A 24007-nucleotide genomic window follows, 5' to 3' on the forward strand; every position below is an offset into this window, starting at 1 on the left:
CGGGCCGGACCCCGCCGACGCCCGGACCCGGGAGGCGGCCCGCTCACCCGGGCTACTCCCAGCGGAAGAAGCGGCCGGCCGCCGCCAGCCCCGCGACCGCCCACACGGCCAGGATCGCCAGATCGCCCCACGGCATGCCCGCGCCGTGCTGGAGGACCTCCCGCAGTCCGTCCGACAGCGCCGAGATGGGCAGCAGGCCCAGCACCTGCTGCGCGGCGTCCGGGAACCGGTCCAGCGGCACGATCACGCCGCCGCCCACCAGCAGCAGCAGGAAGACCAGGTTGGCGGCGGCGAGGGTGGCCTCGGCCTTCAGGGTGCCCGCCATCAGCAGGCCGAGGCCGGAGAAGGCGGCCGTGCCGAGCACCAGGAGCAGCAGCACGGGGAGCGGGCCGCCCCGCGGCGACCAGCCCAGCGCGAAGGCGATCACGGCCAGCAGCACCACCTGGAGGACCTCGGTGACCAGGACGGACACCGTCTTGGCGGTCATCAGCGCCCAGCGCGGCAGCGGCGAGGCGGCCAGCCGCTTCAGCACCCCGTAGCGGCGCTCGAACCCGGTGGCGATGGCCTGCCCGGTGAACGCCGTCGACATCACGGCCAGCGCCAGCACACCGGGGGCGAGGAAGTCGACGGACTTCCCGGCGCCGGTGTCGATGATGTCGACGGAGCTGAACAGCACCAGCAGCAGCGTCGGGATGATCACCGTCAGCAGCAGCTGCTCGCCGTTGCGCAGCAGCATCCGTGTCTCCAGCGCGGCCTGCGCGGCGATCATCCGGCCGAGCGGCGCGGCACCGGGCCGCGGCGCGTAGGTGCCGGGCCCGCCGGGGGTCGTGGTGGTCATGAGCGCAGCTCCTTGCCGGTCAGCTCCAGGAAGACGTCCTCCAGGGTGTGCCGCTCCACCGAGATCCGGTCCGGCATCACCCCGTGCCGGGCGCACCAGGAGGTCACCGTCGCCAGCAGCTGCGGGTCGACCAGGCCGGCGACCCGGTAGGAGCCCGGCGCCGACTCGGCGGCCGAGCTGCCCGGGGGCAGGGCCTTGAGCAGGGACTCCACGTCGAGCCCGGGGCGGCCGGTGAAGCGCAGGGTGTTCTCGGCACCGCCGCGGCACAGCTCCTCGGGGGAGCCCTGGGCGATGACCCGCCCGGCGTCGATCACGGCGACGTCGTCGGCGAGCCGCTCGGCCTCGTCCATGTGGTGCGTGGTGAGGATCACCGAGACGCCGTCGGCGCGCAGGTCGCGCACCAGGTCCCAGGTGGCGCGCCGGGCCTGCGGGTCCAGCCCGGCGGTGGGCTCGTCGAGGAAGACCAGCTCCGGGCGGCCGACCACGGCCATGGCCAGGGCCAGCCGCTGCTGCTGGCCGCCGGAGAGCCGCCGGTACCCGGTCCGGCCGCAGGAGCCGAGCCCGAGCCGTTCGATCAGGGCGTCCACGTCCAGCGGGTGGGCGTGCAGCGCGGCGATGTGCCGCAGCATCTCGTCGGCGCGGGCGCCGGAGTAGACGCCGCCGGACTGGAGCATCACCCCGATGCGGGGGCGCAGCTCGTCGCCCTGGGTGACCGGGTCGAGGCCGAGGACGCGCACCGTCCCCGCGTCCGGCCGCCGGTATCCCTCGCAGGTCTCGACGGTGGTGGTCTTCCCCGCCCCGTTGGGGCCGAGGACGGCGGTGACGCCCGGCCGGGCCTCCAGGTCGAGGCCGTCCACCGCGGTCCTGGTGCCGTACCGCTTCACCAGGGACCGGACCTGGACCACGGGCTCGCTTCGCATGGGTCACGAGTCTAGGGAGGCGGCGGGGCGCTCAGGAGCGGGGGTGCCCGCCGCCCTCCCCGCGGGGCCGGTGCGCGGGCAGCCACCGCTCGGCGTAGGCCACCGCGTCGGCCACCGGGAACAGCCGCGCCGCCGCCGCGCCGACCGTGCCGCGCGTCACCGGGCGGTCCCGTTCGAAGGCGTGGCCCAGCTCGGCGAAGCGCTCGGCGCTGACCGGCACCTCCACGGCGGTCTCCCAGCCGTCCGGCCCGGGGCGGCCGACCTCCACCGGGGGGCCGGGGATCCGGTACTCGGCCAGGTGGAAGGAGGTGCAGGCGTCGTAGCCGGCGCCCAGCAGCAGGACCCGGGCGCCCATCCGCTCCAGCGCGCCCAGGGGACTGCGGGCGCCGAGCCGGCAGTCGGCGGCGTGGCCGTCGGTCACCTCGGCGGCGCGCGGGCCGAGGGCGGCGAAGGAGGTCTGGGGGTGCGCGCTGCGCAGGGCGCCGGGCCAGGTGCGCACCGTCTCGGGGATCACGCCGACCCCGAGGGAGGGGCTGGTCCGGGGATCGTAGGGGGGCATCGACGCGCGGATGGTCTCCCACCACTCCTCCGGCACCGGAGGGGCGGTCCATTCCGCCGGGTCGGAGAGGTCGCCGGTGTGGGTGGGCACGACCAGGGTGCCGTCGGCGCCGAGCGCGTCGAGGAGGGCGCGCACCACCGCGACCGGACCCCCGCAGACCCAGCCCAGGGAGCTGAGCGAGGAGTGCGCGAGGAGCGTCTCACCGGGGCGGACGCCCAGCTCGCGGAGGTCGGCGGCGAGGGTGCCGCGGGTGGCGAGGGGGCCTGCGGGAGGGGGTGCGGACATGGGCCGGAGTGTGACCGGTGCCCCGCCGGCGGCGCCACCCGGTTTCCGCGCTCCCGGCGGCGGGAGATCGTTTCCGCAGGTCAGCTTAGGTTTGCCTAAGTGATGCAGGGCACCCCGTGTGATCCGGTGGCGGCTTGCCCGGCCCCGATGAATTACGCAACAATGGCGTTGTGAAAAACGTTGGCGAGGCTCCGCAGGAGGAACTCGCGACCGGGGAGCGGTCCACCCGCAACCGGGTCGCGCGCTCCATCCTGGACCACGGGCCGTCGACCGTCGCGGATCTCGCCGGACGCCTGGGCCTGACCCAGGCCGCCGTCCGGCGCCACCTCGACGCGCTCGCCGCCGATGACGTGGTGGAGGCCCGTGAGCAGCGGGTCTACGGCACGCGGACGCGCGGGCGGCCGGCCAAGGTCTTCGCGCTGACCGACTGCGGACGCGACGCCTTCCACCACGAGTACGACCGGCTCGCGCTGGACGCCCTGCGCTGGATCGCCGAGCACGGGGGCGGGGAGCAGGCCGTGGCGGCCTTCGCCCGCGCCCGCATCGCCGCCCAGGCAGGCGCCTACCGCGAGGCGCTCGACGGCGTCGCACCCGAACGGCGGACCGAGGCGCTGGCGAAAGCCCTGAGCGCGGACGGGTACGCCGCCATGTCGCGGAGCGCGCCCCACCCCCAGCAGGGCGAGCAGCTGTGCCAGCACCACTGCCCGGTCGCCCACGCCGCCGAGCGGTTCCCGCAGCTCTGCGAGGCGGAGACGGAGTTCTTCGCCGAGCTGCTCGGTACCCACGTGCAGCGGCTCGCGACCATCGCCCACGGGGACGGCGTGTGCACCACCTTCGTGCCCAGGGCCGGGAAACCCGCCCCGGCGGCCGGGCCCGCCCGCGCCGCCGGACCCGGCGGGGTCCCGCGGACCGCCTAGCCGTCCCGGCCCGATGCCCCGAACCCCGATGTCCCAGACTTCTACGCACCCGCACAACACGGCCGGGAGGAACCCCGCATGACTCTCCCCACGGAGACTGCCCACCCCGAACTCGAGGGCCTGGGCAAGTACGAGTACGGCTGGGCCGACTCCGACGAGGCCGGTGAGTCGGCGCGCCGCGGCCTGAACGAGGACGTCGTCCGGGACATCTCCGGCAAGAAGAGCGAGCCGGAGTGGATGAGCAAGCTCCGGCTCAAGGGCCTGCGCCTCTTCGAGAAGAAGCCCATGCCGAACTGGGGCTCCGACCTCTCCGGCATCGACTTCGACAACATCAAGTACTTCGTCCGCTCCACCGAGAAGCAGGCGGAGTCCTGGGAGGACCTCCCCGAGGACATCAAGAACACCTACGACCGGCTGGGCATCCCCGAGGCCGAGAAGCAGCGCCTGGTCGCCGGCGTCGCCGCCCAGTACGAGTCGGAGGTCGTCTACCACCAGATCCGCGAGGACCTGGAGGAGCAGGGCGTCATCTTCCTCGACACCGACACCGCCCTCAAGGAGCACCCGGAGCTCTTCAAGGAGTACTTCGGCACCGTCATCCCCGCCGGTGACAACAAGTTCGCCGCGCTGAACACGGCCGTCTGGTCCGGCGGCTCCTTCATCTACGTGCCGAAGGGCGTGCACGTGGAGATCCCGCTCCAGGCCTACTTCCGCATCAACACGGAGAACATGGGCCAGTTCGAGCGGACCCTGATCATCGTCGACGAGGGCGCCTACGTGCACTACGTCGAGGGCTGCACCGCCCCGATCTACAAGTCCGACTCGCTGCACAGCGCCGTCGTCGAGATCATCGTCAAGAAGAACGCCCGCTGCCGCTACACCACCATCCAGAACTGGTCGAACAACGTCTACAACCTGGTCACCAAGCGCGCGGTGGCCTACGAGGGCGCGACCATGGAGTGGGTCGACGGCAACATCGGCTCCAAGGTGACGATGAAGTACCCGGCCGTCTACCTGATGGGCGAGCACGCCAAGGGCGAGACCCTGTCCATCGCCTTCGCGGGCGAGGGCCAGCACCAGGACGCCGGCGCCAAGATGGTCCACATGGCCCCGAACACGTCCTCCAACATCGTCTCCAAGTCCGTGGCGCGCGGTGGCGGCCGCACCTCCTACCGCGGACTCATCGAGATCGGCGAGGGCGCCCCGGGCTCCAAGTCCAACGTCCTGTGCGACGCGCTCCTCGTCGACACCATCTCCCGCTCGGACACCTACCCCTACGTGGACGTCCGCGAGGACGACGTGTCCATGGGCCACGAGGCGACCGTCTCCAAGGTCTCCGAGGACCAGCTCTTCTACCTGATGAGCCGCGGCCTGAGCGAGGACGAGGCGATGGCGATGATCGTGCGCGGCTTCGTCGAGCCCATCGCCAAGGAACTGCCGATGGAGTACGCGCTCGAACTCAACCGGCTGATCGAGCTCCAGATGGAAGGCGCGGTCGGCTGACCCGACCGGCACCGACCGCCCAGCCCCCTCACGTACGGAAAGAGAGCACCACGACAGCCATGGCTGAGGCTCAGAACTCCTCCACTCCCACCTCCGGCCGAGCGGGAGGACCCCCGGTGGGCTCCACCACCGCCGGTGCGATCGCGGTGGCCGCCGAGGCCCTGTCGACCGTCGCCACGCGCATGAGCGCGCCCCCCTCCTTCGACGTGGCGGACTTCCCGGTCCCGCACGGCCGCGAGGAGGAGTGGCGGTTCACCCCGCTGGAGCGGCTGCGCGGGCTGCACGACGGCACCGCCATCGCCACCGGCACCGGGGTGAAGGTCGTCGTCGAGGCCCCCGAGGGCGTCACCGTCGAGACCGTCGGCCGCGACGACGCCCGGCTCGGCTCCGCCGGGACCCCGGTGGACCGGGTCGCCGCCCAGGCGTACTCCGCCTTCGAACAGGCCGGCGTGGTCACCGTCCCCAAGGAGACGGTGCTCACCGAGCCCATCCGCATCGCCGTGCACGGCGAGGGCGGCGTCGCCTACGGCCACCAGGTGGTGGAGCTGGGCGCCTTCGCCGAGGCCGTCGTGGTCATCGACCACACCGGCGACGCGGTGCTCGCCTCCAACGTCGACTTCGTCGTCGGCGACGGGGCCCGGCTCACCGTCGTCTCCCTCCAGGACTGGGACGAGAAGGCCGTCCACGTCTCCCAGCACAACGCCCTCATCGGCCGCGACGCCACCTTCAAGTCCGTTGTCGTCACCTTCGGCGGCGACCTCGTCCGGCTCCACCCGCGCGTCCGGTACGCCGGCCCCGGCGGCGAGGCCCGGCTCTTCGGGCTGTACTTCACCGACGCCGGACAGCACCAGGAGCACCGCCTCCTCGTCGACCACAACGTGCCGCACTGCTCCTCCAACGTGGTCTACAAGGGCGCCCTCCAGGGCGAGGACGCCCACGCGGTCTGGATCGGCGACGTCCTCATCGAGGCCAGGGCCGAGGGCACCGACACCTACGAGATGAACCGCAACCTCGTCCTCACCGACGGCGCGCGGGTCGACTCGGTCCCCAACCTGGAGATCGAGACCGGCGAGATCGTCGGCGCCGGGCACGCCTCCGCCACCGGCCGCTTCGACGACGAGCAGCTCTTCTACCTGATGGCCCGCGGCATCCCCGAGATGGACGCCCGCCGCCTGGTGGTCCGGGGCTTCTTCGCCGAACTGGTCCAGCAGATCGGTGTCCCGGACATCGAGGAGCGCCTGCTCGCCAAGATCGAGGACGAGCTGGAGGCGGCGGTCGCATGACCTTCGTACGCGTCTGCGGGGCCGGCGAGCTGGAGGAGGACACCCCCAAGCGGGTGGAGATCGACGGCACGCCCATCTCGCTCGTCCGGACCGAGGGCGAGGTGTTCGCGATCCACGACATCTGCTCGCACGCGAACGTCTCCCTCTCCGAGGGCGAGGTCGACGACTGCCACATCGAGTGCTGGCTCCACGGCTCGCGCTTCGACCTGCGCTCCGGCAAGCCCGACAGCCTTCCGGCGACGCGCCCCGTCCCCGTATATCCCGTAAAGATCGAAGGGGACGACGTGCTCGTCTCCCTCTCCCAGGAGTCCTGAGGCATCCATGGCAACGCTTGAAATCCGAGACCTGCACGTCACCGTCGAGGCCGACAACGCCACGAAGGAGATCCTCCGGGGCGTCGACCTGACCGTGAAGCAGGGCGAGACGCACGCCATCATGGGCCCCAACGGCTCCGGCAAGTCCACCCTGGCCTACTCGCTGGCCGGCCACCCCAAGTACACGGTCACCGGCGGCACCGTCACCCTCGACGGGGAGAACGTCCTGGAGATGTCCGTCGACGAGCGCGCCCGCGCCGGACTCTTCCTCGCCATGCAGTACCCGGTCGAGGTCCCCGGCGTCTCGGTCTCCAACTTCCTGCGCACCTCCGCCACCGCCATCCGCGGCGAGGCCCCCAAGCTGCGCACCTGGGTGAAGGAGGTCAAGGAGGCCATGCAGCGCCTCAACATGGACCCCGCCTTCGCCGAGCGGAACGTCAACGAGGGCTTCTCCGGCGGTGAGAAGAAGCGCCACGAGATCCTCCAGCTCGAACTGCTCAAGCCGAAGATCGCGGTCCTCGACGAGACCGACTCCGGGCTCGACGTCGACGCCCTGCGCGTCGTCTCCGAGGGCGTCAACCGGGTCCGTGAGAGCGGCGCGGTCGGCACCCTGCTGATCACCCACTACACGCGCATCCTGCGCTACATCAAGCCCGACCACGTCCACGTCTTCGCGGGCGGCCGGATCGTCGAGTCCGGCGGCCCCGAACTGGCCGACAAGCTGGAGAACGAGGGCTACGAGGCATACACGAAGGGCGGCGCATCCGAGTGACACTGCTGCCGGGCCTCCTCGACACCGAGGCGATCCGCAAGGACTTCCCCATCCTGGACCGCCAGGTCCACGACGGTCACCGGCTCGTCTATCTGGACAACGCCGCGACCTCGCAGACCCCGCGCCAGGTCATCGACGCGGTCAGCCAGTACTACGAGCAGCACAACGCCAACGTCCACCGCGGCGTGCACGTCCTCGCCGAGGAGGCCACGGCGCTCTACGAGGGGGCGCGCGACAAGGTCGCGGAGTTCATCAACGCGCCCTCCCGCGACGAGGTGATCTTCACCAAGAACGCCTCCGAGTCGCTGAACCTCGTGGCGAACATGCTGGGCTGGGCCGACGAGCCCTACCGCGTCGACTCCGACACCGAGATCGTCATCACGGAGATGGAGCACCACTCCAACATCGTGCCGTGGCAGCTGCTCGCGCAGCGCACCGGCGCGAAGCTCCGCTGGTTCGGCCTGACCGACGACGGCCGCCTGGACCTCTCCAACATCGACGAGGTCATCACCGAGAAGACGAAGATCGTCTCCTTCGTGCTGGTCTCCAACATCCTGGGCACCGTGAACCCGGTCGAGGAGATCGTCCGCCGCGCCCAGGAGGTCGGCGCCCTGGTCTGCGTCGACGCCTCCCAGGCCGTGCCGCACATGCCGATGGACGTGCAGGCGCTCCAGGCCGACTTCGTGGCCTTCACCGGCCACAAGATGTGCGGCCCGACCGGCATCGGCGTCCTCTGGGGCCGCCAGGAGCTGCTGGAGGACCTCCCGCCGTTCCTCGGTGGCGGCGAGATGATCGAGACCGTGTCGATGCACTCGTCGACGTACGCCCCGGCGCCGCACAAGTTCGAGGCCGGCACCCCGCCGATCGCCCAGGCGGTCGGGCTGGGCGCGGCGATCGACTACCTGAACGACATCGGCATGGACAAGGTCCTCGCCCATGAGCACGCCCTGACCGAGTACGCGGTCAAGCGGCTGCTGGAGGTTCCCGACCTGCGGATCATCGGGCCGGGCACGGCCGAGGACCGCGGCGCCGCGATCTCCTTCACGCTCGGTGACATCCACCCGCACGACGTGGGCCAGGTCCTCGACGAGCAGGGCATCGCGGTCCGGGTCGGCCACCACTGCGCCCGCCCCGTCTGCCTGCGCTACGGAATTCCTGCGACCACGCGAGCGTCGTTCTATCTGTACTCCACGCCGGCCGAGATCGACGCACTGATCGACGGTCTGGAGCACGTACGGAACTTCTTCGGCTGACGGGACGAGCGAAGACCATGAAGCTGGACTCCATGTACCAGGAAGTCATCCTGGACCACTACAAGAACCCGCACGGTCGTGGTCTCCGGGACGGCGACGCCGAGGTGCACCACGTCAACCCGACGTGCGGTGACGAGATCACCCTCCGCGTGAAGTACGACGGCACGACGATCAGCGACGTGTCGTACGAGGGCCAGGGCTGCTCGATCAGCCAGGCCTCGGCCTCCGTACTGAACGACCTGCTGGTCGGCAAGGACCTCGACCGGGCCCGCCGCATCCAGGAGACGTTCCTGGAGCTGATGCAGTCCAAGGGCAGGGTCGAGCCCGACGACGCCATGGAGGACATCCTGGAGGACGCGGTCGCGTTCGCCGGGGTGTCGAAGTACCCGGCACGGGTCAAGTGCGCCCTGCTGAGCTGGATGGCCTGGAAGGACGCGACCGCCCAGGCCCTGGACGGAGCCGACGCCGAGAAGGAGACGACGGCATGAGCGACACCCTGGAGATGAAGCCCGCCTCGGAGGAGGAGCTCCGCGAGGCCCTGATGGACGTCGTCGACCCCGAACTGGGCATCGACGTCGTCAACCTCGGCCTCATCTACGGCATCCACGTCGACGACGCGAACATCGCCACCATCGACATGACCCTCACGTCGGCGGCCTGCCCGCTGACGGACGTGATCGAGGACCAGGCCAGGTCCGCCACCGACGGCCTCGTCAACGAGCTGCGGATCAACTGGGTCTGGATGCCGCCGTGGGGCCCGGACAAGATCACCGACGACGGCCGCGAGCAGCTCCGGGCGCTCGGGTTCAACGTCTGAGCCGACGCCCCCGTCCCCCTCGGGCTATCCCGGCCCGGCCGGGGACCCGGCGGCTCACCGGAACGGCGGTGCCCCCGCGGGCGCCGCCGTTCCGGCGTTCCCGCCCGCCCCGCTGCGTACGCTCGTCGCCATGGGATACCTGCTCCTGGCCGGAGCCATCGCCGCCGAGGTCGCCGGGACCACCGCTATGAAGTACAGCGACGGGTTCAGCAGGCTCTGGCCCTCCCTGCTGACCGCCCTCGGCTATCTGATCTCCTTCACCCTGCTCGCCCAGACGCTCCGCACGCTCTCCGTCGGCACCGCCTACGCCATCTGGTCCGGTGCCGGCACCGCCGCCGTCGCGGCGATCGGCGTCGCCTTCATGGGGGAGGGGATGACCCTCACCAAGGCCGCCGGGATCGCGCTGATCATCATCGGCGTGGTGGTCCTCAACGTGGGCGGCGCGCACTGACCGGTGCGGTGCGGTGCGGTATGGGGTGCGGGGTGCGGGGCGGACGGGACACGGGGCGGGGAGCGGGGGCCGCGCTCCGGACGATCCGCGGCGCTCCCGCCGTGCCCGGTCTCCCGACCGGTGCCGTCCGGTCCCGCGCCGCTCAGGTCCCGGCCGGTGCCGCGGTGCCCCGGCGTGGTGCCGTCCGCTCCCGCGCGGTGCCGCGACGGGCCCGCCCGGCTCCGTCCGATCGGTCCCGTCCGCTCCCGCCGGGCCGCGCCCGGTCCCGTCCGGCCCGGTACGCGAGACGGGCGCGGGGTCGGCTCGCATCGGCGGGCGACGGACGGTTAGGTTGCCCTCATGACCGACACGACTGCTCCCCGCGCCACCGGCGCCGTGGCCGCCGGCCTCGCCACGATCGCCGCCGACGGCACCGTCCTCGACACCTGGTACCCCGCCCCCGAACTGTCCGACGAGCCCGGCCCGTCCGGCACCGAGCGGCTGACCGCCGAGCGTGCCGCCGAACTGCTCGGCGGCGGCGCCACCGCGGCGACCGGCCCGGACACCCGCCGGGGCGTCGAGGTGGTGGCGGTCCGCACGGTCATCGCCTCGCTGGACGACAAGCCGGTCGACACGCACGACGTCTACCTGCGGCTGCACCTGCTCTCCCACCGCCTGGTCCGGCCGCACGGGCAGAACCTCGACGGGATCTTCGCCCACCTGGCCAACGTCGCCTGGACCTCCCTCGGCCCGGTCGCCGTCGACGACCTCGAGACGGTCCGGCTGAACGCCCGCGCGGAGGGCCTGCACCTCCAGGTCACCTCGGTCGACAAGTTCCCCCGCATGACGGACTACGTCGCCCCCAAGGGCGTGCGCATCGCGGACGCCGACCGGGTCCGGCTGGGCGCCCACCTCGCCGAGGGCACCACCGTGATGCACGAGGGCTTCGTCAACTTCAACGCGGGCACGCTCGGCACGTCGATGGTCGAGGGCCGCATCTCCGCCGGCGTCGTCGTGGGCGACGGCTCCGACATCGGCGGCGGCGCCTCCACCATGGGCACGCTGTCCGGCGGCGGCAACGTCCGCATCACCATCGGCGAGCGCTGCCTGGTCGGCGCGGAGGCGGGCGTGGGCATCGCCCTCGGCGACGAGTGCGTGGTCGAGGCCGGCCTCTACGTCACCGCGGGCACCCGGGTGACCATGCCCGACGGCGAGGTCGTCAAGGCCCGCGACCTCTCCGGCGCCTCCCACATCCTCTTCCGCCGCAACTCGGTCACCGGCGCGGTCGAGGCCCGCCCGAACAACGCGGTCTGGGGCGGCCTGAACGAGGTCCTGCACAGCCACAACTGAGGCCCGGTCACCGGGAGCGCGCCCTCGCGGGACGGCACGGCGCCGCTCCGGCGGGGGCGTGCGGGATGCGGGCCCCGCCTCACCGGACCCCGCCGCACCGGCCCTCCGCCGTGCGCGCCCCCGCCGTGCGTGCCATCGCCGTACGCGCCCCCGCCCGGCGGGCGTCCGGGCACGGGTGGCGGCGCGTCCACCGGGTCACGCGGCGGCGGCCCGCCCGGCCGGGGCGGTCAGCGCGCGGTGGGCCCGGACGAGGGCCCCGGTCACCTCGGGGGAGGCCGGGAGGAGCGGGGCGCGGACCGGGCCGGCCGGGAGCGAGAGGGCGTTCAGGAGGGCCTTGGCGGTGACCGTGCCGGGGAGTCCGGAGGCCATCATCAGGTCGATCAGGGGCAGCGCCCGGCGCTGCCGGCCGGCCGCCCCCGCCGTGTCGCCCGCGTCGAAGGCGTCCAGGACCGCGCGCAGCGGCCCCGGGGCGGCGTTGGCGACCGTGCTGACGAAACCGGCGCCGCCGAGCGCGTACAGGGGGAGTATCTGCTCCTCGCAGCCCGCGTAGTACGCCAGCTCCGTCGCGGCCAGCACCTTCTGGGTGCCCATCAGGTCGTACGCGCAGTCCTTCACGGCCACCACGCGCGGATGGGCGGCCAGCCGGATCAGGGTCTCCGGCGCGATGCGCACACCGGTGCGGCCCGGGATGTCGTACAGCGCGAGCGGCAGCCCGGTGGCGTCCGCGACCTCCCGGAAGTGCGCCTCCAGCGCGTCCTGGGGCGGGCGGCTGTAGTACGGCGCGGCCACCAGCAGCCCGTCCGCGCCCGCCTTCTCCGCGGCGAGGGCCAGCTCCACCGTGTGCCGGGTGTCGGCCGTGCCCACCCCGGCGACCAGCGGCACCCCCGCCCCGACCGCCTCCCGCACCGCCTCGACCAGCGCCGCCTTCTCCCCGTCCGTCGTGGTCGGCGACTCGCCCGTCGTGCCGGAGAGCACCAGGCCGTCGCAGCCGTCCGCCACCAGGCGCGCGGCGAGCCGCCCGGCGCCGTCCAGGTCGAGCGCGCCCTCCTCGGTGAAGGGCGTGACCATGGCGCACAGCGCGCGGCCGAAGGGAGCGGCCGGGCGGGGCGGGGTGGCGGGCGCGGTGTCGTGTCGTCTGCTCATGGGAGCAGTGTCCGGCCCCCGACCGTGTAGGGCCACTTAAATTTGCTACGCGGTACGGGTAAGCAGAACTGAGAGGTCGCGGGCGGGGAGCGGCGGCGCGGTAGCGGTGCCCGGCCGGGGGTACCCGGGGCCCCGGACCGAGAGGAGGCGGAACACCGTGACGGGAACCCTGCACACCAGGCCGGTGCGCGACGAGCGGCACTCCGTGGGCGAGCTGGTCGGCCGGGCCACCGAACAGCTCTCCCGGCTCGTACGCCAGGAGGTGGCCCTCGCCAAGGAGGAACTGGCCGAGAAGGGCAGACGTGCCGGACGCGGCGGCGGCATGCTCGGCGCCGCCGGAGCCGTCGCCTACGTCGGCCTGTTCGCCCTGGCCGGGACCGGGGTCGCCGCGCTCGCGCTGGTGCTGCCGGTGTGGGCGTCGGCGCTCATCGTGACGGGAGTGCTCTTCGTCGTGGCGGCTCTGCTGGCCCTCACCGGCCGCTCCCAGCTCCGCCGGGCCGTCCCGCCGAAGCCCGAGGAGGCCCTCGACGGCCTCCGGGCCGACGTCGACACCATCAGGGAAAGGGCGCACCGATGAGCGACCGCACCAGCCGCGACCGCACGGGCAGCGGAGCCACCGCCGAGCACACCGGCGGCGCCAAGGGCCCCGACGAACTGCGGCGGCAGATCGAGCGGACCCGGGGCGAACTCGGCGACACCGTGGCGGAACTCGCCGGGAAGGTGGACGTCGGGCGCCGGGCCAGGGTCAGGGCCGCCGCACTGCGGGACCGGGCGGGCGCCAGGGCCGTCCAGCTCCGGTCCACCGCCGCGCACGCCGGGCACGCGGCGCGGGAGAGGGCGGCCGGGTGGAAGGCCGCGGAGGCCGGGGCGGACGGGAACGGTCACGGTCACGGGACTGCGTCCGGGACAGCGACGGGGGCCGAGGCGGAGGGCGCGGGCACGGCGCCCGGCGGCGGTCCGGACACCGCCGCGCCCGGCGGCGCGCACCGGGCGCCCGGACGGCTGCGCGGAGTCGTGGACGCCGGGCGCGGACACCCGCGGGCGGTGCTGGCCGCCGGAGCGGCGGGCGTCGCGGGCGCGGTGGTCGCCGTGGGTGTCCTGCGGCGCGGGCACCGGGGGAGTTGCTGAAGCGGGGAGCCGGAGGCCGGGAGAGAGATCCGGACGCTCGGGAACCAGGAACCAGGAACCAGGAACCAGGGGCCGGGGGCCGGGCGGACGGAGCCCGGGGCGGACGGAGCCGGGGAGCGGAACGTGGGGCGAGTGGATCGCGGTGCGGACGCGGCGTTGGGGCGGCCCGGGGCCGCGTCGTATACGGCCCCGGCCGCGCAGCCCGGCCACGTGCGTCGCCGGACGCCGGGCCCCGGCCGTCAGAGTCCGGGACCTCGGAGCCCCGGATGTCGGTACCCCGGACTTGAGGTCCCGGACCTCGGGCCCGCGCATCGCAGCCCCGGAGGCCGACCGGTCTCCGGGGCCGCGACGCGAGCCGCTCCGGGCCGACGCCCCGCCCCGGAGCGGCACGGCGGGGCGGGGCGGGTGTGGGGGCCGGGCCGGGGCGACTTCAGGCCAATGCGCCCGGCCGTCCCACGCCCGCTTGACCTCAACCTTGGTACAGGTCACAGGGTGGTGCCGTACCCGACGAGCACGCCCCGTGGAGGCCCGTATGACCCGCCGTACCGACGCCCACCCCGATCTCCTCCGCCCCGACGTGGGCGCCCCCCTCTTCAGCACCTGGAGCGTCGGCACCCCCGAGCGGCAGGCGCGGACCGTCGAGGCCGTCGCCCGCGCCTGGGAGCGCCGCCCCTGGCCCGCCGAGGCCCTGCGCTCCTACCACCTCTACACCGCGCACGACGGCAGCACCCTGCTGCACCACTCCCAGTGGGAGAACGAGTCCGCCTACGAGGGCTTCGCCAAGACCCACCGCCAGGAGCGCGTCGACGAGATCGACACCGCCGTGCCCGGCATCGAACGCCACGGGCTCCGCCGCTACCGCCGCTACCGGAGCGGCACCTCGGCGACCGGCCCCGGGGCTCCCGTCCCCGGCTGCGTCATCATCGTGGACATCGAGTTCGAGAGCCCCGACCCGCAGCGGCAGCGGGACTGGGTCGACGCCGTCTTCGAGGCCCTGGACACCGACCCGGAACCGCACACCGGCGGCGGCTCCGCCCACTTCCACCTCAGCACCGACGGCACCCGGGTCCTCAACTACGCCGAGTGGGTGAGCGCCCAGGCGCACATCGACGCCCTCGCCACCTCCGGCGACGGACCCGGCTCGCCGAGCCCCGAGTGGGAGCGGGTGCAGACCTGGCCGGGGATCAGGAACGGCACCTTCCTCCGCTACGACCATGCCCTCGGCCTCGTCCCCCGCTGAACCCGCCCCGTCCGCCCGGCGCCGGGCGCCGTCCGTCCCCGAGCCGGCACCTCCGGCCCCGGCTCAGGGACGGAACCGGAGGACCTGCGGATCGTGGTCGCTGATCCGGTCCTGGAACTCGGCGTTGATGTGCACGCTGTCGTAGGAGGGCCGGCCGTGCCGCCGGACCGACGGGCTCACCAGGATCTGGTCCAGGAGCTGGCTGTTGCCCTGGTAGACGTACGAGTAGCGCTCGGCGCGCGGCAGCGACCCGACCGCCGACCACAGGGCCCCGCCGTCCTCCAGGAGCCCGGTGGTCGTCGAGAACTCGAAGTCGTTGATGTCGCCGAGGGCGATCACGGCGGCCCGCTTCTCGACCGCGAGCACCTGCTTGACGAAGGTGTTCACGGCCTTCGCCTGGAGGTGCCGCTGGGTCTCCGAGGAGCGCGCCGGCGGCTGGTACCGCGCCGTCAGTCCCTGGTCGCCGCCCTTGGAGCTGAAGTGGTTGGCGATCACGACGACCGTCCGGCCGCGGAAGACGAACTCGCCCGCCAGCGGCTTGCGGCTGTCCTTCCAGGCCGGATCGGCCGGGGCGACGCGGCCGGGGGAGAGGGTCAGCGCCGCCCTGCCGCGCACCTTGTGGACCCGGGTGGCGGTGACGGCGTCGCCGCCCGGGCGGTCGGTGAACGCGACCCGCCGGGGGTTGAACAGGAACACCTGGCGGATGTTGCCGCCGGGCTGGCCGCCGTCGGCCTTGTCCACCGGGTCGACGCTCCGCCAGTCGTACCGCGGGCCGCCGGCCGCCACGACGGCGTCGACCAGCCTGCCGACCGTCGCGTCGGCGGACACGGTGCCGTCGTCCGTGACCCCGCTGTCGTCCTGGATCTCCTCCAGGGACACGATGTCGGGCGACCGCAGGTTGCGGGTGATCGCCTCGGCGTGCGCGGCGAAGGTGTTGTCCGACGGGTCGAGGTTCTCGACGTTGTACGTCGCCACCGCCAGTTCCCGCTCGTCCTGCGGGCGGGTCGACTCCCGCCGGACGCCGCCGTCCCGCAGCGTGCCGATCTCGCCCGCGACCACGGTGTAGCCGCCGAACTGGTTGTAGTCCAGCGGGCCCGAGGTGGTCCCGGCGAGGGTGTCGCCCACGTCGGCCCTCGGGAAGTCGGCCGGCCTGCCCTGCGACTGGATCTGGAGCCGGCCGGTGTTGGCGTCCTCGTAGGAGCCGTGGAGCGCGCCGCCGCGGGGCGTCGCGTTCTCCGACGGCTTCACCGTCACCCACAGCTCCGTGTACGGGTCGGAGGCGCCCACCACCCGGACGTCGTCGACCCGGACGGCCATGCCCTCCAGGGACTCGTAGAGGTCCAGGGCGTACCGGTCCGGCCGCAGCGCCAGGCGGTCGATCGAGCCACCGGCGGCGGCGTCGCCCTGGGGGGCGTAGGCGTCCGGCACCGTGGCGGCGGAGACCACGGCCGCCGCCGGGACCTCGTTGCCCCGCGAGACGACCGTGACCACCGGGCGGACGATCTCGGTCACCGACTGGTGGCCGGATTCCGTGCCTCCGGGCACGAACTCCGAGACCGTCCCGGAGACGGTGACCGCGTCCCCCACGGCCGCCTTCGGCGTCGAACCGGTGAAGACGAACACGCCCTCACTGGTCGCCGGGTCGCCGTCCGGCCGGGGATCCTGCATCCAGAACCCCCGCGCGGAGCCGTAGCCCCGGAGACCGGTGACGATTCCGGCCACGTCCGTGACCTGCTCCCCCGCGTACGGGGAGAGGCGGGTGGTGCCCTGGATGTCATGGATGCGCACCACTTCGGCGGAGCCGGAGCCGGAGCCTGCGTGCGCCGGCGCGCTGGCGGCGACGAGGGACGAAGCCGAGCAGACGGCGGCGACGGTGAGCGCGGCGAGGCGCGCGGAGGACTGACTGGCCAACGGAATCCCTCCGGGGGACATGCGTGACGGGGCGCCGGGACGGGGCGGGACGGATGGAGCCGGTCGGGCGGGCGGGACGCGGGGCGGACGGAGCGGCCCCGCGCGGGCCGGGCGCGAGGTACCGAAGACCGCTCCGGGAGGCCCGCGCCGGCCCCGGTGAACAGTTGTCCCGCCGATTTCTACGCGCGTCAATCTCGTGCCTGGCCAACCTCGTTGTCAAGGTTTCGGCCATGTACTCCACCCGTCGGGGAGATGAACCGGGCGGCATGGGCCCAAACCCGTCTAGGCTGAGCCGCTGAGCCCTACGGCGCGCAGGCCGCCCGTACGGCAGTGAGGATGGCCGTGCGGCGGTGAGGACGCGCACGGCGGTCACGGCGCGAGGAGAGAACAGCCGATGTCAGACAGCTCCACCCTGCCGCCCGCACGGTTGCGCCCCGAGGCGGAGCTGGCCCGCGAGGCGCTGTCCACGCCGGTGCTCTCCCGCGCCGCGCGGCTCGCCCGCTGGGCCGGGCCCGCCACCCGTGTCGACGCCGGCGGCGGGCTCGTCGAGGAGCAACTGCCCGCCGCGGCCGCCGCGCTGGACCTCACCGGGGAGGACGCCGCGGCCCACGCGGGCGAGGCGTGGCGGATCGCCGTCGACACCGGCCTGGTCGAGATCACCGACGAGGAGGAGGGCACCGTCGTCCAGGGCGCGGACCTGGCCCTGCTCACCGGCGGTTCCCCGCAGGACGTGCTCGACGTGTGGCTCACCACCCTGGAGACCGTCCTCGCGGACGCGAGCGTGCCCGATCTGGACGATCTCGTCGACGCGATGGCCGAGGGCGGCGAGGTCGACCTCTCCTCCCTCGACTGGGACCCGGAGGCCGAGGCCGAGTTCCTCGACAGCGTGCTCGGCAACCTCTACCTCCTCACCGTCGCCGAGGAGGGGCCCGCCGACGCCCCGGTGCCGCTGCCCGCGCTGGCCGCCTCGGTGATCGTCCCCAGCGACATGGGCGAACCCACCAACGACGTGCTGGAGCAGGTGTCCGACGCCATGATGCGGCTGGACGACCAGTTCCGGATGCTGGAGCCGGTCGGCCTCGTCGCCTACCGCCCCGTCGACGAGGCGCTCATGGCCGACGCGGACGAGGAGCCCGCCGCCCCCGTCGACGAGACGGACGTCGCCCGCTACGGCATGGTCCGGCTCACCCCGCTGGGCCTCTACGGGCTGCGCAACCGGCTGCTGGAGGCCGGCTTCGGCGCGCCCGCCGTCGGCGACCTCGCGGACAAGGGCGCCGACGCGCTGCTCGACGGCACCGCCGCCTACCCGCCGCAGGCGGCCCACGCGGAGACCCTGAACTGGCTGGAGTCCCGCGAACCGCTCACCGCCGCAAGGGAGTTGCTGGCCGCCGCGCGCGGCACCGACCCGGGCGCGCCGCTGCGGCGGCTGCGCTGCCAGCAGGCCCTGTCCCTGGTCGGGACGGAGGCCGGGCCCGCGCTGCGGGAGGTGCTCGACGACGCCGAACTGGGCGGCCTGGCCCGGGTCTGGCTCACCGAGCACGGCGCGCGCGACGTCCCGGCGCCGCCCGAGGAGATGGTCTTCTGGCTCACCATCGACACCCTCGCCGCCCAGCTCGCCGCCGAGGGCAACTCCGAGGAGCTGCGGGCCCTGGTGGAGGGGCTCGCGCGGCAGCACGGCGGCTTCTTCGACACGGCCTGGCGGGTCGAGCACCCGGCCACGGCGGACGTGCTGGAGGCGATGGGGCGGCTGCACCCCGACAAGAAGGTCGCCAAGGAGGCCCGCAAGGCGGCGTTCAAGGCGCGCTCGCAGCACGGCGGATAGCACGCCGGCGGGGCCGTCGGACGGGGCCGGAGGGGCGGGGCGGGCCGCCCGTGCCCGCCGTTCACTGCCGTGCGGTCGCACGCGGCGCGAGGTCCGTGCGGGACGCGAGGGGCGCACGGTACGGGATCCGGGGGCCGGCGGCGGGCGGGTTCCGGAAGGGGCCGGACGACGGACGGGCGGTGTTCAGGCCCCGTTCAGGCGGGAGCGGCACCGTGTGCGCCGTACGAGGACCGCAGTCCTCCGGCACCACCACCCCGTATCAGGAGACGCAGATGCCGCTCACCCGCAGGGACTTCACCCGACGGTCCGCACTCACCGGTGCCGGAGTCGCGCTGGCGGGCAGCGTCGGTGTCCTCGCCACCGCCCCCAACGCGCTGGCCTCCGCGGACGTCAGGACCGCGGGTGCCGGGCGGGGCCAGGGCGAGGACGAGGACCAGGACCGGGACGACCAGGGCCGGGACAACGGCCGCGGGCACGACGGAGCCGGCTACGGCCCCCTCGTCCCCGACCCCGCCGGCATCCTCGCCCTGCCCGCCGGTTTCCGCTACGAGATCATCACCCACAGCGGCCGGACCCGGCTGGAGTCGGGCGAGTACACCCCCTCCCACCACGACGGCACCGCCGCCTTCGCGGGCCCGCGCGGCAGCACCCTGCTCGTCAACAACCACGAGCTCGGCGGCGCCCGCGGCAAGTGGGACCACCCCGTGCCGCTGACCGAGGGGCTCGTCTACGACCCGGCCGCCGCCGGCGGCTGCACGGTCGTCGAGGTCCGCCGCGACGGGCAGGTCGCCGAGTGGGTCGGCATCGCCGGGACCGCCACCAACTGCGCGGGCGGCAGCACTCCCTGGGGCACCTGGCTGACCTGCGAGGAGACCGAGGACAAGGCCGGCAGGAACGGCATGACCAAGGATCACGGCTATGTCTTCGAGGTCGACCCGGAGGACCGCCGGGCCAACCGCGACCCGCGGCCGGTCAAGGCCCTCGGCCGCTACGCGCACGAGGCCGTCGTCGTCGACCCCAAGGGCGGCCACCTCTATCTGACCGAGGACGCCTCCAACCCCAACGGCCTGCTCTACCGCTGGACCCCGCCCCAGGGCTTCCGTCACGGCCGCGGCCGGCTGCGGACCCTCGCCGCCGACGCGGGGGTCCTCCAGGCGTTCCGGTGCTTCGACTCCGGCGGCCGGTTCGTCGACGACCTCTCCCACGCCACCCGGACCGGCACGGTGTACGGCGTCGACTGGATCGACGTCCCCGACCGCGACGCCGCCGCCACCTCGGTGCGCAAGCAGTTCACCACCGGCCAGGTCACCCGAGCCCGCAAGCTGGAGGGCATGTGGTGGGGCGACGGCGGTGCCTACATCGTGTCCTCCTACGCCCGCGCCGAGAGCCCCGGCCGGCCGCACGACGGCCAGGTCTGGTTCTACGACCCCAAGCGCCGCACCCTCACCCTCAAGGTGCTGCTCGGCGTCAACCCCGACCCGTCGGCCGAGGGCGCCTTCGACGGTCCCGACAACATCACCGTCTCGCCGTACGGCGGCCTGGTCATCGCCGAGGACGGCGACGGCCTCCAGCACCTCTTCGGCGCCACCGACAGCGGGCGCACCTACCCCATCGCGCGCAACGAGCTGAACACCGGCACCGCCGCGGACCCCGAGTACAGCGAGTTCACCGGCGTCACCTTCTCGCCCGACGGCCGCACTCTGTACGCCAACATCCAGACGCCGGGCATCATGCTCGCCGTCACCGGTCCCTGGAAGCGCCAGAAGCGCGGCTGAGGCGCGGACCCGCACCGCGGCCGGACCCCTCCGGGCCGCAGGGGTGTGTCAAATGACGTGAACAGTGGCCGCGACCCTGTGCACCGCCCGCTCGGATGAGCGCGCGATGCACAGGGTGCGGCCGTCTGTTCACCTATTTTCCTCCCCGCCCCTCGCGGGGACGGGCGATGGGGGGACCGGTCCGGCGGTCAGAGGGCCTGGGCGGCGGGCTTGACCATGCCCCGGACGGTGCGGGCCTTCAGGAAGTCGCCCATGGCGGTCATCTCCCACTCGCCGGAGTACTGGCGGATCAGCTTCGCCATCATCACGCCCGTCTGGGGCTCGGCGCCGGTGAGGTCGAAGCGGACCAGCTCCTCGCCGGTGGCGGCGTCGAAGAGGCGGCAGTACGCCTTGGCCACCTCGGTGAACTTCTGGCCCGAGAAGGAGTTGACCGTGAAGACCAGACCGCTGACCTCCTGCGGGAGACGGCCCAGGTCGACGGTGATGATCTCGTCGTCGCCGCTGCCCTCGCCGGTGAGGTTGTCGCCCGAGTGCTGGACGGCGCCGCCGAGGATCTGCAGTTTGCCGAAGTAGCAGCTGTCGATGTGGTTGCGCTGCGGGCCGTAGGCGATGACCGAGGCGTCCAGGTCGATGTCCTTGCCCCGGTACGCCGGCTCCCAGCCGAGCCCCATCCGCACCTGGGAGAGCAGCGGACGGCCGCCCTTGACCAGGGACACCGTCTGGTTCTTCCGGAGGCTGACCCGGCCCTTGTCCAGGTTGATCTTCCCGGCGCCCGGCGAGGGCTGCGCCGGCTGCGCGGGCGGGGCCGCGGGCATCGCCGGCACGGCGGCGGACGGCCTCGTGTACGTGACCGGCGGCACCGGGGGAGTCGCGGGTGCCGCCGCGGCCGGGGGCGCCGGGGGTGCGGGGGGTGCGGGGGGCGCGGGGGGTGCCGTGGGCACCGGTGCCGTCGGTGCCGCCGGTTCGTCGACCGTGACACCGAAGTCGGTGGCGATACCGGCCAGGCCGTCGGCGTAGCCCTGCCCGACCGCGCGGGCCTTCCAGACCCCGTTGCGCCGGTAGATCTCCATGACCACCAGCGCCGTCTCGGCACCGAGCCGCGGCGGGGTGAACGTGGCGAGGACGGCGCCGTTCGCCGCGTCGCGCAGGGTCGCGGTCGGCTCGATGCCCTGGAAGGTCTGCCCGGCGGCGTCCGGGCTGGCGGTGACGACGACCCTCTCGACGCCCGCGGGGACGGAGCCGGTGTCCACGGTGACCGAGTCGGGCGCGGTGCCGCCGCCGGAACGGTAGGTCACACCCGGTCCGGTGGGCTGGTTGTAGAAGATGAAGTCGTCGTCGGAGCGCACCTTGCCGTCGGCGGTGAGCAGCAGGCCCGATACGTCGAGCCGCACGGGCGCGGTGACGTCCACCGCCACGCGGGCGGCGGTCAGAGGGATGTTCGAGCCGGGGGTCATAGCTGTCATGCCGGGTGAACGAGCGAAGGTGTTTTACCGTTCCCTTACCCTCGGCCGATCGGGTACGGGACGCCCGGCGCCCCGCCCGTACCCGATCGGCCGCCCCGCCGGTCCGCCGCCCCGCCGCCCCGCCGGTCCGCCGGTCCGGGGGTCCGGGGGACGTCGGCGCCGGTTGCGGGGGTGGCCTCTCCCGCCCCTCCCGCGCGGGGGCCTCCTCTGCCGCTGTCTACCCCTCGAGCGCCGCGCGCATCATCGCCCGGGCCACCGGTGCCGCCAGTCCGTTGCCGCTGACCTCGGAGCGGGTGGCGTCGGACTGTTCGACCACGACCGCCACGGCGACCTGCCGGCCGCTCTCCGGAGAGGTGGCGTAGGAGGTGAACCAGGCGTACGGGGTCCTGCTGTTGTTCTCGCCGTGCTGGGCGGTGCCCGTCTTGCCGCCGACGGTGAGGCCCGGGATACGGGCGTTCGTCCCCGTGCCCTCCTGGACCACCGTCTCCATGGCCGACCGCAGCTGGGCCGCGGTGGCGGTGCCGACGATCCGACGCGACGTGGCCTCGCCGTCGTAGTCCCGGAGCACGTCGCCGCCGCCGTCGGTGACCCGGGAGACCATGTGCGGGGTGACCAGCTCACCGCCGTTGGCGAGGGCCGCCGAGACCATCGCCATCTGCAGCGGTGTCGCCGTCACGTCGAACTGGCCGATGCCGGTCAGCGCCGTCGAGGGCCGGTCCATGTCCTCGGGGTACACGCTGGGGTGGGCGCGGACGGGCACGTTCTGCTCCGTGTCGTTGAACCCGAACCGCTCCGCCATCGCCCGCAGCCTGTCCTGGCCCAGGTCGACGGCCAGCTTCCCGAAGACGTTGTTGCAGGAGTGGCGCAGGGCGGTGCGGAGCGTGGCGTCCTCGCAGGGGGCCGACGGGTCCTCGTTGGTGAGCTTCCGCGAGGTGTCCGGGAGGAGGTACGGGTCGGGGCTGTCCGTCGGTTCGTCCACCGACCCGTACAGCCCCTCTTCCAGCGCCGCCGCCGCGACCACCAGCTTGAAGGTGGACCCCGGGGGCAGCGGCCGGCGCAGCGCCCGGTTGGTCAGGGGCTCGTCGGGATCCCCGGTGAGCCGCTCCCAGGCCGTGGCGGCGGTGTTGGCGTCGGTCAGCTCCGACGGGTCGTAGGACGGGGTCGACACCACGCCGAGGACGCGGCCGGTGCCGGGGTCGACGGCGACGGCGGCGCCCTTCTTCCCGCCGAGCGCCTCGTACCCGGCCCGCTGCACGTCCGGCTCGATGGTGGTGATCACGTCGCCCGGCGCGGACCGGGCGCCGGTGACCGTGTCCATCGCGGTCCGCAGCCGGGGGTCGGTGCCGTTCAGCGCGTCCTGGTGGACGCCCTCCAGCAGGGTGGGGGCGTAGCTCTGGGAGGCGTAGCCGGTCACCGCCGCGTACAGGGGGCCGTCCGTGTACGTGCGCCGGTAGCGGAGGTCACCGCCCTCCGTCGGCGCCGATCCGGTGACCGGGTGCCCGGCCACGACGATGTTCCCGAGCGGCTGCGCGTAGGTCCTGATCGCGTTGCGCCGGTTGTCCGTGTCGTCCGCGAGCGCGCGGCCCTCGTAGAACTGCACCCAGGTGGCCCTGACCAGCAGGGCGAGCACCAGGATCAGAGAGAAGGCCGCCGCGCGCCTGATCATCCTGTTCATCCCGTTCCCTGGACGAGCGGGGGGCGGGGGATCGTTCCGCCGGCGGTGACTTCTCATCGTCCGCTCATCCGTCGCCGGGCGTCCGGTCCCGCAGCCGGAGGACGACCTCGTCGATCTCCCCGCCGCGCGCCGGGGCGTGCCCCCGGGTCCGCGCGCTCGGAGTGAAGCCGCACTTCTCCAGCACCCGCAGCGAGCCCGCGTTGTCCGCCGCCGCCCGCGCGTAGAGCGGCCGTTCCGGCACCTCGGCCAGCAGGTGGCGCAGGGCGGCCGTGGCCACCCCCCGCCCCCAGTAGGCCCGGTCCACCCAGTAGGTGACCTCGCGTTCGCCCGGCTCCCCGTACACCGCGGCACTGCCCAGCACGTCGCCGTCGCCGAGGATCGTGCGCACCACGTCGGAGGAGGCCCGGGCCCGCGCCCAGCGGGCGTCGAAGGCGGCCCGGTCGGCCGGGTCCTCGGGGGTGAAGGCGGCCATGAGCAGCGCCTCAGGATCGTTCAACTGCCGGAAGAAGACGGGCAGGTCGCTGTCGTGAACCTCACGCAGTGCGATGTCCATGGGGAGAGCCTAAGGGGCGGTGCCGGTGGTGCGCCGGGGACCGGAACGACCGGCCGGCC

General features: G+C 73.7%; 23 protein-coding genes. 15 read left to right on the forward strand and 8 right to left on the reverse strand.

The features are described 5' to 3' along the window. Positions 1-52: 52 nt before the first annotated feature. The 3 genes from ACZ7LB_RS02650 to ACZ7LB_RS02660 are packed head-to-tail and all read right to left on the reverse strand — an operon-like array spanning position 53 to position 2602. Positions 53-838: an ABC transporter permease gene (locus ACZ7LB_RS02650; RefSeq protein WP_471465012.1), complete on the reverse strand. Its 786-nt coding sequence runs from the start codon at positions 836-838 to the stop codon at positions 53-55. After that, the gene (locus tag ACZ7LB_RS02655; RefSeq protein WP_471465013.1) at positions 835-1758 is read right to left on the reverse strand and encodes an ABC transporter ATP-binding protein; all 924 of its coding nucleotides are present in this window, start codon (positions 1756-1758) and stop codon (positions 835-837) included. The genes ACZ7LB_RS02650 and ACZ7LB_RS02655 overlap by 4 nt, the downstream gene beginning before the upstream one ends. A gap of 31 nt (positions 1759-1789) precedes the next feature. Beyond that, positions 1790-2602 carry an AAC(3) family N-acetyltransferase gene (locus ACZ7LB_RS02660; protein ID WP_471465014.1) on the reverse strand — a complete coding sequence of 271 codons (813 nt, stop codon included), beginning with the start codon at positions 2600-2602 and terminating at the stop codon, positions 1790-1792. A gap of 170 nt (positions 2603-2772) precedes the next feature. Between ACZ7LB_RS02660 and ACZ7LB_RS02665 the strand changes: the two genes are divergently transcribed. From ACZ7LB_RS02665 to dapD, 10 genes are all read left to right on the forward strand, one after another. Further along, positions 2773-3519: a helix-turn-helix transcriptional regulator gene (locus tag ACZ7LB_RS02665; protein ID WP_471465015.1), complete on the forward strand. Its 747-nt coding sequence runs from the start codon at positions 2773-2775 to the stop codon at positions 3517-3519. Positions 3520-3597: 78 nt separating this feature from the next. Then, positions 3598-5019: a Fe-S cluster assembly protein SufB gene (sufB, locus tag ACZ7LB_RS02670; protein ID WP_471465016.1), complete on the forward strand. Its 1422-nt coding sequence runs from the start codon at positions 3598-3600 to the stop codon at positions 5017-5019. 59 nt (positions 5020-5078) lie between these two features. After that, on the forward strand, positions 5079-6302 hold the full coding sequence (gene sufD, locus ACZ7LB_RS02675) for a Fe-S cluster assembly protein SufD (RefSeq protein ID WP_471465017.1): 1224 nt from the start codon (positions 5079-5081) through the stop codon (positions 6300-6302). Beyond that, a complete protein-coding gene (locus tag ACZ7LB_RS02680) occupies positions 6299-6616 on the forward strand; it encodes a non-heme iron oxygenase ferredoxin subunit (RefSeq protein ID WP_471465018.1) in 318 nt (105 codons plus the stop codon). Before sufD ends, ACZ7LB_RS02680 begins: the two co-directional genes overlap by 4 nt. A gap of 7 nt (positions 6617-6623) precedes the next feature. Beyond that, complete coding sequence (gene sufC, locus ACZ7LB_RS02685; protein WP_471465019.1) at positions 6624-7388, forward strand: Fe-S cluster assembly ATPase SufC; 765 nt, start codon at positions 6624-6626, stop codon at positions 7386-7388. Beyond that, positions 7385-8641 (forward strand): cysteine desulfurase, encoded by a 1257-nt coding sequence (locus ACZ7LB_RS02690; RefSeq protein ID WP_471465020.1) that lies wholly within the window; start codon positions 7385-7387, stop codon positions 8639-8641. Before sufC ends, ACZ7LB_RS02690 begins: the two co-directional genes overlap by 4 nt. Before the next feature lie 17 nt (positions 8642-8658). Beyond that, the gene (gene sufU, locus ACZ7LB_RS02695; protein WP_471465021.1) at positions 8659-9129 is read left to right on the forward strand and encodes a Fe-S cluster assembly sulfur transfer protein SufU; all 471 of its coding nucleotides are present in this window, start codon (positions 8659-8661) and stop codon (positions 9127-9129) included. Next, positions 9126-9458: a metal-sulfur cluster assembly factor gene (locus ACZ7LB_RS02700; protein ID WP_161225299.1), complete on the forward strand. Its 333-nt coding sequence runs from the start codon at positions 9126-9128 to the stop codon at positions 9456-9458. Before sufU ends, ACZ7LB_RS02700 begins: the two co-directional genes overlap by 4 nt. A 130-nt stretch (positions 9459-9588) precedes the next feature. Next, entirely contained in the window at positions 9589-9909 is a 321-nt protein-coding gene (locus ACZ7LB_RS02705) for a DMT family transporter (RefSeq protein WP_471465022.1), read from the forward strand. 339 nt (positions 9910-10248) lie between these two features. Further along, positions 10249-11238: a 2,3,4,5-tetrahydropyridine-2,6-dicarboxylate N-succinyltransferase gene (dapD, locus tag ACZ7LB_RS02710; protein WP_471465023.1), complete on the forward strand. Its 990-nt coding sequence runs from the start codon at positions 10249-10251 to the stop codon at positions 11236-11238. 195 nt (positions 11239-11433) lie between these two features. Here the strand turns inward: dapD and dapA are convergent, their stop codons facing one another. Next, the gene (dapA, locus tag ACZ7LB_RS02715) at positions 11434-12381 is read right to left on the reverse strand and encodes a 4-hydroxy-tetrahydrodipicolinate synthase (protein ID WP_471465024.1); all 948 of its coding nucleotides are present in this window, start codon (positions 12379-12381) and stop codon (positions 11434-11436) included. Between the two features lie 157 nt (positions 12382-12538). Here dapA and ACZ7LB_RS02720 point away from each other — a divergent pair, with 157 nt between their 5' ends. From ACZ7LB_RS02720 to ACZ7LB_RS02730, 3 genes are all read left to right on the forward strand, one after another. Beyond that, a complete protein-coding gene (locus tag ACZ7LB_RS02720; RefSeq protein ID WP_471465025.1) occupies positions 12539-12958 on the forward strand; it encodes a phage holin family protein in 420 nt (139 codons plus the stop codon). Next, the gene (locus tag ACZ7LB_RS02725) at positions 12955-13509 is read left to right on the forward strand and encodes a DUF3618 domain-containing protein (RefSeq protein ID WP_471465026.1); all 555 of its coding nucleotides are present in this window, start codon (positions 12955-12957) and stop codon (positions 13507-13509) included. The genes ACZ7LB_RS02720 and ACZ7LB_RS02725 overlap by 4 nt, the downstream gene beginning before the upstream one ends. A 532-nt stretch (positions 13510-14041) precedes the next feature. Continuing rightward, on the forward strand, positions 14042-14749 hold the full coding sequence (locus ACZ7LB_RS02730) for an antibiotic biosynthesis monooxygenase (protein WP_471465027.1): 708 nt from the start codon (positions 14042-14044) through the stop codon (positions 14747-14749). A 63-nt stretch (positions 14750-14812) separates the two neighbouring features. Here the strand turns inward: ACZ7LB_RS02730 and ACZ7LB_RS02735 are convergent, their stop codons facing one another. Next, the gene (locus ACZ7LB_RS02735; RefSeq protein WP_471465028.1) at positions 14813-16660 is read right to left on the reverse strand and encodes an endonuclease/exonuclease/phosphatase family protein; all 1848 of its coding nucleotides are present in this window, start codon (positions 16658-16660) and stop codon (positions 14813-14815) included. Between the two features lie 394 nt (positions 16661-17054). Here ACZ7LB_RS02735 and ACZ7LB_RS02740 point away from each other — a divergent pair, with 394 nt between their 5' ends. Continuing rightward, on the forward strand, positions 17055-18482 hold the full coding sequence (locus ACZ7LB_RS02740; RefSeq protein ID WP_471465029.1) for a hypothetical protein: 1428 nt from the start codon (positions 17055-17057) through the stop codon (positions 18480-18482). Positions 18483-18754: 272 nt separating this feature from the next. Further along, positions 18755-20257: an alkaline phosphatase PhoX gene (locus ACZ7LB_RS02745; RefSeq protein ID WP_471465118.1), complete on the forward strand. Its 1503-nt coding sequence runs from the start codon at positions 18755-18757 to the stop codon at positions 20255-20257. 188 nt (positions 20258-20445) lie between these two features. Here ACZ7LB_RS02745 and ACZ7LB_RS02750 read toward each other — a convergent pair whose 3' ends face one another. The 3 genes from ACZ7LB_RS02750 to ACZ7LB_RS02760 all read right to left on the reverse strand — a co-directional run bounded on the left by ACZ7LB_RS02750 (position 20446) and on the right by ACZ7LB_RS02760 (position 23948). After that, positions 20446-21711 carry a TerD family protein gene (locus tag ACZ7LB_RS02750; protein WP_471465119.1) on the reverse strand — a complete coding sequence of 422 codons (1266 nt, stop codon included), beginning with the start codon at positions 21709-21711 and terminating at the stop codon, positions 20446-20448. A gap of 226 nt (positions 21712-21937) precedes the next feature. Continuing rightward, positions 21938-23395: a penicillin-binding transpeptidase domain-containing protein gene (locus ACZ7LB_RS02755; protein ID WP_471465030.1), complete on the reverse strand. Its 1458-nt coding sequence runs from the start codon at positions 23393-23395 to the stop codon at positions 21938-21940. 64 nt (positions 23396-23459) lie between these two features. Next, complete coding sequence (locus tag ACZ7LB_RS02760; protein ID WP_471465031.1) at positions 23460-23948, reverse strand: GNAT family N-acetyltransferase; 489 nt, start codon at positions 23946-23948, stop codon at positions 23460-23462. Positions 23949-24007: the final 59 nt, after the last annotated feature.

This window comes from Streptomyces sp. NPDC107521, assembly GCF_055598485.1.

What these genes read in the sequence shown, in the direction of transcription:
- dapA (WP_471465024.1), bottom strand. Translation starts at nt 12,381, where the DNA reads ATGAGCAGACGACACGACACCGCGCCCGCCACCCCGCCCCGCCCGGCC.
- sufU (WP_471465021.1), top strand. Translation starts at nt 8,659, where the DNA reads ATGAAGCTGGACTCCATGTACCAGGAAGTCATCCTGGACCACTACAAG.
- ACZ7LB_RS02655 (WP_471465013.1), bottom strand. Translation starts at nt 1,758, where the DNA reads ATGCGAAGCGAGCCCGTGGTCCAGGTCCGGTCCCTGGTGAAGCGGTAC.
- ACZ7LB_RS02650 (WP_471465012.1), bottom strand. Translation starts at nt 838, where the DNA reads ATGACCACCACGACCCCCGGCGGGCCCGGCACCTACGCGCCGCGGCCC.
- ACZ7LB_RS02760 (WP_471465031.1), bottom strand. Translation starts at nt 23,948, where the DNA reads ATGGACATCGCACTGCGTGAGGTTCACGACAGCGACCTGCCCGTCTTC.
- ACZ7LB_RS02755 (WP_471465030.1), bottom strand. Translation starts at nt 23,395, where the DNA reads ATGAACAGGATGATCAGGCGCGCGGCGGCCTTCTCTCTGATCCTGGTG.
- ACZ7LB_RS02680 (WP_471465018.1), top strand. Translation starts at nt 6,299, where the DNA reads ATGACCTTCGTACGCGTCTGCGGGGCCGGCGAGCTGGAGGAGGACACC.
- sufB (WP_471465016.1), top strand. Translation starts at nt 3,598, where the DNA reads ATGACTCTCCCCACGGAGACTGCCCACCCCGAACTCGAGGGCCTGGGC.
- ACZ7LB_RS02745 (WP_471465118.1), top strand. Translation starts at nt 18,755, where the DNA reads ATGCCGCTCACCCGCAGGGACTTCACCCGACGGTCCGCACTCACCGGT.
- ACZ7LB_RS02730 (WP_471465027.1), top strand. Translation starts at nt 14,042, where the DNA reads ATGACCCGCCGTACCGACGCCCACCCCGATCTCCTCCGCCCCGACGTG.
- ACZ7LB_RS02705 (WP_471465022.1), top strand. Translation starts at nt 9,589, where the DNA reads ATGGGATACCTGCTCCTGGCCGGAGCCATCGCCGCCGAGGTCGCCGGG.
- ACZ7LB_RS02700 (WP_161225299.1), top strand. Translation starts at nt 9,126, where the DNA reads ATGAGCGACACCCTGGAGATGAAGCCCGCCTCGGAGGAGGAGCTCCGC.
- ACZ7LB_RS02740 (WP_471465029.1), top strand. Translation starts at nt 17,055, where the DNA reads ATGTCAGACAGCTCCACCCTGCCGCCCGCACGGTTGCGCCCCGAGGCG.
- sufC (WP_471465019.1), top strand. Translation starts at nt 6,624, where the DNA reads ATGGCAACGCTTGAAATCCGAGACCTGCACGTCACCGTCGAGGCCGAC.
- ACZ7LB_RS02725 (WP_471465026.1), top strand. Translation starts at nt 12,955, where the DNA reads ATGAGCGACCGCACCAGCCGCGACCGCACGGGCAGCGGAGCCACCGCC.
- dapD (WP_471465023.1), top strand. Translation starts at nt 10,249, where the DNA reads ATGACCGACACGACTGCTCCCCGCGCCACCGGCGCCGTGGCCGCCGGC.
- ACZ7LB_RS02750 (WP_471465119.1), bottom strand. Translation starts at nt 21,711, where the DNA reads ATGACCCCCGGCTCGAACATCCCTCTGACCGCCGCCCGCGTGGCGGTG.
- sufD (WP_471465017.1), top strand. Translation starts at nt 5,079, where the DNA reads ATGGCTGAGGCTCAGAACTCCTCCACTCCCACCTCCGGCCGAGCGGGA.
- ACZ7LB_RS02660 (WP_471465014.1), bottom strand. Translation starts at nt 2,602, where the DNA reads ATGTCCGCACCCCCTCCCGCAGGCCCCCTCGCCACCCGCGGCACCCTC.